The 7,708-nt window shown below is 66.3% G+C and carries 7 protein-coding genes; 4 read left to right on the forward strand and 3 right to left on the reverse strand.

Translation table 11 applies throughout. The features are described 5' to 3' along the window. Window positions 1–9: 9 nt before the first annotated feature. The 4 genes from aceF (at window position 10) to AC3WMR_RS06005 (ending at window position 5,537) form a co-directional block, all read left to right on the forward strand. Window positions 10–1,680 carry a dihydrolipoyllysine-residue acetyltransferase gene (gene aceF, locus AC3WMR_RS05990; protein ID WP_492263776.1) on the forward strand — a complete coding sequence of 557 codons (1,671 nt, stop codon included), beginning with the start codon at window positions 10–12 and terminating at the stop codon, window positions 1,678–1,680. A 12-nt stretch (window positions 1,681–1,692) separates the two neighbouring features. Next, entirely contained in the window at window positions 1,693–3,474 is a 1,782-nt protein-coding gene (gene lpdA, locus AC3WMR_RS05995) for a dihydrolipoyl dehydrogenase (protein ID WP_492263775.1), read from the forward strand. Window positions 3,475–3,714: 240 nt separating this feature from the next. After that, entirely contained in the window at window positions 3,715–4,488 is a 774-nt protein-coding gene (locus tag AC3WMR_RS06000) for an SDR family oxidoreductase (protein ID WP_492263774.1), read from the forward strand. A 128-nt stretch (window positions 4,489–4,616) separates the two neighbouring features. Continuing rightward, complete coding sequence (locus AC3WMR_RS06005) at window positions 4,617–5,537, forward strand: LysR family transcriptional regulator (RefSeq protein ID WP_199164958.1); 921 nt, start codon at window positions 4,617–4,619, stop codon at window positions 5,535–5,537. A 77-nt stretch (window positions 5,538–5,614) separates the two neighbouring features. Here the strand turns inward: AC3WMR_RS06005 and AC3WMR_RS06010 are convergent, their stop codons facing one another. The 3 genes from AC3WMR_RS06010 to AC3WMR_RS06020 form a co-directional block, all read right to left on the reverse strand. Then, window positions 5,615–5,809 carry a putative motility protein gene (locus tag AC3WMR_RS06010; protein WP_183002917.1) on the reverse strand — a complete coding sequence of 65 codons (195 nt, stop codon included), beginning with the start codon at window positions 5,807–5,809 and terminating at the stop codon, window positions 5,615–5,617. 111 nt (window positions 5,810–5,920) lie between these two features. Further along, entirely contained in the window at window positions 5,921–6,739 is an 819-nt protein-coding gene (locus AC3WMR_RS06015) for a hypothetical protein (protein WP_492263773.1), read from the reverse strand. A 182-nt stretch (window positions 6,740–6,921) separates the two neighbouring features. Next, entirely contained in the window at window positions 6,922–7,704 is a 783-nt protein-coding gene (locus AC3WMR_RS06020) for a cephalosporin hydroxylase family protein (RefSeq protein ID WP_492263772.1), read from the reverse strand. Between the last annotated feature and the right edge of the window lie 4 nt (window positions 7,705–7,708).

Here is a 7,708-nt window from a genome sequence, read left to right on the forward strand (position 1 = left end):
TAAAGAGACATGAGCAACGTCGTGCAAATCAAGGTTCCCGACATCGGCGACTTCAAGGAAGTGGAAGTCATTGAAGTGCTGGTGGCGGTGGGCGACACGATCAAGGCCGAGCAGAGCCTGATTACCGTCGAGTCCGACAAGGCTTCGATGGAAATCCCCGCCTCGCAGGGCGGGGTGGTGAAGTCGATCGCCGTGAAGGTCGGCGACAAGGTCGCCGAAGGCGCCGTGGTGCTCGAAGTGGAAGCGTCGGACGCTGCCGCGCCGGCCGCCAAGGAAGAAGCCCCCCAGGCCGAAGCCAAGGAAGCGCCCAAGCAGGCTGCCGCCGCCGCGCCCGCCGCCAAGGCGGAAGCGGCCGCGCCGGCCGCCGCCAGCGGCCCGGTCGAGATCGAAGTGCCGGACATCGGCGACTTCAAGGAAGTGGAAGTCATCGAAGTCATGGTCGCCGTGGGCGACACGATCAAGGCCGAGCAAAGCCTGATCACCGTCGAGTCCGACAAGGCCTCGATGGAAATTCCCGCCTCGCAAGGCGGCGTGGTCAAGGAAGTGAAGGTCAAGGTCGGCGACAAGGTCGCCAAGGGCTCGATCGTGGTCGTGGTGGAAGGCAGCGCGCCTGCCGCCGCCGCACCGGCCGCTGCACCTGCCGCCAAGACCGAAACCGCCGCCGCGCCGAAGGCCGAGGCCAAGTCGGAAGCCGCCCCGGCAGCGCCCGCCTCGCGCCCGGCCCCGGCCGCCGCGCTGGAAGACGCCAACCTCAAGCCCGGCCAGCTGCCGCACGCATCGCCGTCGGTGCGCAAGTTCGCCCGCGAACTGGGTGTGAACCTCAGCCGCGTCAAGGGTTCTGGTCCGAAAGACCGCATCACCGCCGAGGACGTGCGCGCCTTCGTCAAGCAGGCCCTGTCGTCTTCGGCCGCGCCTGCCGCCGCCGGCGGTTCGGCCGACGGCGCCGCGCTGGGCCTGTTGCCGTGGCCCAAGGTCGACTTCACCAAGTTCGGTCCGGTCGAAGCCAAGCCCCTGTCGCGCATCAAGAAGATTTCCGGCGCGAACCTGCACCGCAACTGGGTCATGATCCCGCACGTCACCAACAACGACGAAGCGGACATCACCGACCTGGAAGCGCTGCGCGTCACGCTGAACAAGGAAAACGAGAAGTCGGGCATCAAGGTCACGATGCTGGCCTTCCTGATCAAGGCCGTGGTCGCGGCCCTGAAGAAATTCCCCGAGTTCAACGCCTCGCTGGATGGCGACAACCTGGTGCTCAAGCAGTACTACCACATCGGTTTCGCCGCCGACACGCCCAACGGGCTGGTGGTGCCGGTGATCCGCGATGCCGACAAGAAGGGCATTTTGCAGATCGCCCAGGAAATGACCGACCTGTCCAAGAAAGCGCGCGACGGCAAGATCTCGCCCTCCGACATGCAGGGCGGCTGCTTCTCGATCTCGTCGCTGGGCGGCATTGGCGGCACGTCGTTCACGCCGATCATCAACGCGCCCGAAGTGGCCATCCTGGGCGTGTCGCGTTCGTCGCACAAGCCGGTCTGGGACGGCAAGCAGTTCGTGCCGCGCCTGATCGTGCCGCTGTCGCTGTCGTACGACCATCGCGTCATCGACGGCGCGGCTGCTGCCCGCTTCAACGCCTATCTGGGCGCCTTGCTGGCCGACTTCCGCCGCATCGCGCTGTAAACGGGGAGCCCTATGAGCAATACCGTTCAAATCAAAGTGCCGGACATCGGCGACTTCAAGGAAGTCGAAGTCATCGAAGTGCTGGTGGCCGTGGGCGATACGATCAAGGCCGAGCAAAGCCTGATCACCGTCGAATCCGACAAGGCCTCGATGGAAATCCCGGCCTCGCAGGGTGGCGTGGTCAAGTCGATCGCCGTGAAGGTGGGCGACAAGGTCGCCGAGGGCGCCGTGGTGCTCGAGGTCGAAGCCTCGGATGCCGCTGCCGCGCCGGCCGCCAAGGCCGACGCGCCCAAGGCAGAGGCCCCGAAGGCCGACGCGAAAGCCGAGGCCCCCAAGGCCGCCGCACCGGCTCCCGCGGCCGCCAGCTTCAAGGGTTCGGCCGATTCCGAATGCGACGTGCTGGTGCTGGGCGCCGGCCCCGGCGGCTATTCGGCCGCCTTCCGCGCCGCCGACCTGGGCTTGTCCGTGGTGCTGGTCGAGCGCTATTCGACGCTGGGCGGCGTGTGCCTGAACGTGGGCTGCATTCCGTCCAAGGCGCTGCTGCACAACGCCGCCATCATCGACGAAGCGCGCGAGCTGGCGGCCCACGGCATCAGCTTCGGCGAGCCCAAGATCGATCTGGACAAGCTGCGCGGCTACAAGGACAGCGTGGTCGCCAAGCTGACCGGCGGCCTGGCCGGCATGGCCAAGGCCCGCAAGGTCACCGTGGTGACGGGCGTGGGCGAGTTCGCCGATGCCAACCACCTGGCGGTCAAGGGCGCCGACGGCAAGTCGCAGACCATCCGCTTCAAGCAGGCCATCATCGCCGCCGGCAGCCAGTCGGTGAAGCTGCCGTTCCTGCCCGCCGACGAGCGCATCGTCGATTCCACCGGCGCGTTGCTGCTGCGTGAAATCCCCAAGAAGATGCTGATCATCGGCGGCGGCATCATCGGCCTGGAAATGGGCACGGTGTATTCCACGCTGGGCGCGCGCCTGGACGTCGTGGAAATGCTGGACGGCCTGATGCAGGGCGCCGACCGCGACCTGGTCAAGGTCTGGCAGAAAAAGAACGTCGGCCGTTTCGACAACATCATGCAGAAGACCAAGACGGTCGGCGCAGAGGCCAAAAAAGACGGCATCTACGTCACCTTCGAGGGCGAGGGCGCGCCGAAAGAACCGCAGCGCTACGACCTGGTGCTGCAGGCCGTGGGCCGCAGCCCCAACGGCAAGAAGATCGGTGCCGACAAGGCCGGTATCGCGGTGACCGACCGCGGCTTTATCGAAGTCGATCGCCAGATGCGCACCAACGTGCCGCACATCTTCGCCATCGGCGACATCGTGGGCCAGCCCATGCTGGCGCACAAGGCGGTGCATGAAGGCCACGTGGCAGCCGAAGTCGCCGCCGGCCAAAAGTCGTTCTTCGACGCCCGCGTGATTCCGTCGGTGGCCTACACCGATCCGGAAGTGGCGTGGGTCGGGCTGACCGAAGACGAAGCCAAGAAGCAGGGCATCAAGGTAGAGAAGGGCGTCTTCCCCTGGGCAGCCTCGGGTCGCGCCATCGCCAACGGCCGCGACGAAGGCTTCACCAAGCTGCTGTTCGACGCCGAGTCGCATCGCATCCTGGGCGGCGGCATCGTGGGTACCCACGCCGGCGACCTGATCAGCGAAGTGGCGCTGGCCGTGGAAATGGGCGCCGACGTCATCGACATCGCCAAGACCATCCACCCGCACCCGACCCTGGGCGAATCGGTGGGCATGGCGGCCGAAGTGGCCGAAGGCGTCTGCACCGATCTGCCGCCCATGAAGAAGAAGTAAGCCGTTACGACGCGCGGCGGACCTGGGTCCGCCGCGGTCGGCGCACCCCAGCCCGAAGGCAGGACCACGGTCCTCCCTTCGGGCTGTTTGCATTGGGGGGGCCGGCTTGCCGGGCCGGCGCCGGGCACTCGGCCTGGCATTGGAACGCTTTTCTGGATAATCCATCTCGCCGTAGCGGGCTGATCCGCGCGGTGCGGCTGCCTAGAATCGAAGCTTCCCCACCGAAGCAGGAGAGTTTCCATGGCAGACCATTCCATCAAGGGCAAAGTCGCGCTGATTGCCGGCGGCGCCAAGAACCTGGGCGGCCTGATCGCACGCGATCTGGCCCAGCAAGGCGCTCGCGCCGTCGTCATCCACTACAACAGCGCGGCGTCCAAGGCGGACGCCGACGCCACGGTGGCCGCCATTCAGGCCGCCGGCGCCCAGGCCGTGGCGTTGCAAGCCGACCTGAGCACCGCGGGTGCCGTTGAAAAGCTGTTTGCCGATACCGTGGCCGCGGTGGGCCGGCCCGACATCGCCATCAACACCGTGGGCAAAGTGCTCAAAAAGCCCCTGACCGAGATCAGCGAAGCCGAATACGACGAGATGGCGGCGGTCAACGCCAAATCGGCCTTCTTCTTCCTGAAAGAGGCGGGCCGCCACGTCAACGACAACGGCAAGGTCTGCACGCTGGTGACCTCGTTGCTGGGGGCATTCACGCCGTTCTATGCGGCCTATGCCGGCAGCAAGGCGCCGGTCGAGCACTACACCCGCGCGGCGGCCAAGGAGTTCGGCGCCCGCGGCATCTCGGTGACGGCGGTGGGTCCGGGCCCGATGGATACGCCGTTCTTCTATCCGGCCGAAGGCGCCGACGCGGTGGCGTATCACAAGACCGCCGCGGCGCTGTCGCCGTTCTCCAAGACCGGCCTGACCGACATTGAGGATGTCGTGCCCTTTATCCGCCATCTGGTCAGCGATGGTTGGTGGATCACCGGCCAGACCATCCTGATCAACGGCGGCTACACCACCAAGTAGGCGTCCAACGCAGCGGCCAGACCCAGCGGCGGGCGGCCCGGACCGGCCGGCCAGGGAGAAATAGCGGGCAGACCGGCTATGCTGGCTCCGGCGGCACGGTGCCGCCGGGCAACGCCGGGATCGGGATCATGGATAGACTCGAACAGTACCGCGTCTTCGCGCAGGTCGCGGAGATGGGCAGTTTCATCAAGGCCGCCAATGCGCTGGAGCTGCCGCGCGCCTCCGTATCGGCGGCGATCCAGCAATTGGAGACCCACGTGGGCGTGCGCCTGCTGCATCGGACTACCCGCCAGGTACGCCTGACGGCCGACGGCGGGCAATTGTTGGAACGCCTGCGGCCGCTGCTGGCCGAGGTGGAAGAGATCGACCACTTGTTCGAGCAAAGCGCCCGCCAGGTATCCGGGCGCCTGAACGTGGACGTGCCCAGCCGCATCGCCCGACGGTTGGTGGCGCCGGCGCTGCCCGGGCTGCTGCGCCGCCATCCGCGATTGCAATTGGCGCTGGGGTCCAGCGACCGCGCCATCGACCTGATTCAGGAAGGCGTCGATTGCGCGGTGCGCGTCGGCGCGCTGCACGACAGCAGCCTGGTGTCGCGGCCGCTGGGCAGCATCGCCCTGATCAACTGCGCCAGCCCGGCCTACCTGCGCGAGCAGGGGGCGCCGCTCAAGCCGGAAGATCTGGCCGAGGGCCATTGGATGGTGGGCTATGCCTCGCCGACGACGGGCCGCGAATTGCCCTGGGAGATCGAGGCCGGGCAGGGGGCCACGCAGGCGATCGGGCTACCCAGCCGCGTCGTGGTGAACAATGCCGAAAGCTATATCGCCTGCTGCCTGGCAGGTTTGGGGCTGATCCAGATTCCGCGCTTCGATGTGCAGCACCTGCTGGATGCGGGTGAACTGGTCGAGGTCATGCCGACCCACCGTGCTCCGGCCATGCCGGTGACCCTGCTGTATCCGCACCGGCGGCAGCGCTCGCGCCGCTTGGCGATATTTCTGGAATGGTTCGAGGAGCTGATGCGCAAGCACCTGGACTCGGGCGTAGCGGCGTAGTGAGGGCGGATGGGACGGGCATGCGCCGTCCGGCTCGGGCGGCGGGTGGCGCTGCCGCGTGGCGGGCAGCGCGGCCGTTACGCTTGGGTGTTGATGCGCGTGCCCAGGGTGCCGTCGATGGCGACTACCGGCAGCGATTGCATCAGCGTGGCGACCGTATCGGCTTGCGCATTGATGGCCTTCTTGGTCACGCGCGCCTGGATTTCCTGCATCAGCTGCGCATCACGCATGGCCAGGCCGGTATTGACGGTGTTGTTGACGGAAAGATCCATGGCGGGGTGTCCTGGTGGCGTGCATGCCGGGCGGAGTCCGGCAAGGATGAGTCGATTATCGCCTGCTTCGCATCTCAGGGGCAACGTTTTACGACCGCTCGACGGCCGATGTCATTGCAGGATCGGGCATTCCTTGATCGCGCCCCAGCCCTGGTTTGGCTCGCAGAATTGCTTGCGCGCAGCCCAGGCACAGTCGGGACGCTCGAAAAATCCCAGCGTGGCGCAGCGTGCGAGTGCCGCTTTCAGGTGGTCGACCCAGGCGTGGGGGTTTTCGGCGGGTATTTCTGTGATGCGCAGCGTGGATTTGGGCGGCGTGGAGGGGGCCGGCGTGGCGGCTGGGTCACGCGGGGCGGGTGTGTGAGAGCTGATCGCCGGCCTGTCCGACGGTGGAGTTTCGGTAACGTCGGGCTCGGTGGAGGACCTGGCTGGCGTCCCGGGGGAAGGCTCCGTCCCGGCAGCGGTCGTCACGCGTTCGTCCGTGGCAACCGCCGCCAGCGAAGGCGTGCTGGTCGCAGCGGGATCGAACGATTTGGGCTGGGACTCCTTGCCGGGCGCGGGGGGCGACTGCAGCGGGACACGTACTGGCCCGGCCGCGTTAACGCCCGAGCGCGCGGCTTTGGGTGTGCTCCACGACACCACCAGCAATACCAGGGCGCCGTAGATGGCCAGCGTGTACAGGACTGTCAGCGTGGCGTACCCCACCCGTTTGCCGGTCATGGGGCGGGCGTTTCCGCGACCCAGCAAACGACGCCAGCCGACCAGGGCGGCGCCGGGTGCGCTGATCAACCACCAGCCCAGGCGCCTGGCCGGGCCAGGCTGGGGCAGCGACGCCTGCACCTGCGCGGCCAGCAACTCTCGCAGCGCGCGGTTCTCTTCGCGCAACTGCTGGGTCTGCGCGTCTTCCGGCTCCTCGTCGTGGGGATCCGTCATGCTGTCATGCTGCGTAGCGGTAGGACCGAGCGGGGGGATGGTCATGTTACGAAAAATATAGATACAAACAGCCTGCGTCAATTATGAATGACGCGGTTGTCATGCCATCGTGCGAACAGCTGGGAAAAATGGGGGCTTGGCATGGCTTCGGCGCATCCGCGGGCGGCTCGGCCAGCCGTGGCCTAGCGTGTGCGCTTGAGAAAACCGTCCTGCGCGACCGTAATCTGCAGCTTGTGTTGCATGGCCAAGTCCTGCGTGAATTCGGGATGCTGCGGGAGCCATGAACGGACCGCTGATTTCGGGCTGTTGCCCTGACCCCATGGGCGGTTGGCGCAAAGCTCGGCCGGCATGTCCTCGATGACGGTATCGAAGACGACGCAATAGCTGCCAACGGAGGTCATTGGGGCGTATGCCTCGAGTTCGGCGAGCACGTGATCGTGCGTGTGGTTGGAGTCCAGGCAGACCAGCACGCGTTTGGCATCGCCCGCCGCCTGGCGCACCTGTTCGATGACGTCCGGGGCGATGCTGGAGCCCTGGATCATCGTGATGAGATGGCTCAGCGGATGCGCGACGATTTCCTTGCGATTGTGGGCCCGGATGTCGATATCCACGCCGATGACGCGCCGGTTGGACATGCCTGGCAGCAGGGGCGTCCGGTTGGTCTGGGCGTCGCAGTAGTCGAGCATCGCCAGCATTGAAGCGCTCAGGATCAGCGAACCGCCGTGGGCAATGCCGGTTTCGATGATGACGTCCGGACGGGTGGCCCAGATCAGCTCCTGCATCGCATGAATGTCTTGCGGATATTGAATGATGGGCCGGCCCAGCCATTGGAAATTGTAGGTGTACGCACCGACAGTGCCGGCCTTGATCATCCAAGCCAGGGTGTCGGCGGCCAGCGCCTCGTCCGCACCCAGTCGCTCGATATTCGCTTGTACTTCGTTGTTGAACTGCTTGATGGCGTCCATGGTG

It is taken from the genome of Achromobacter sp. FW305-C-28, assembly GCF_058783235.1.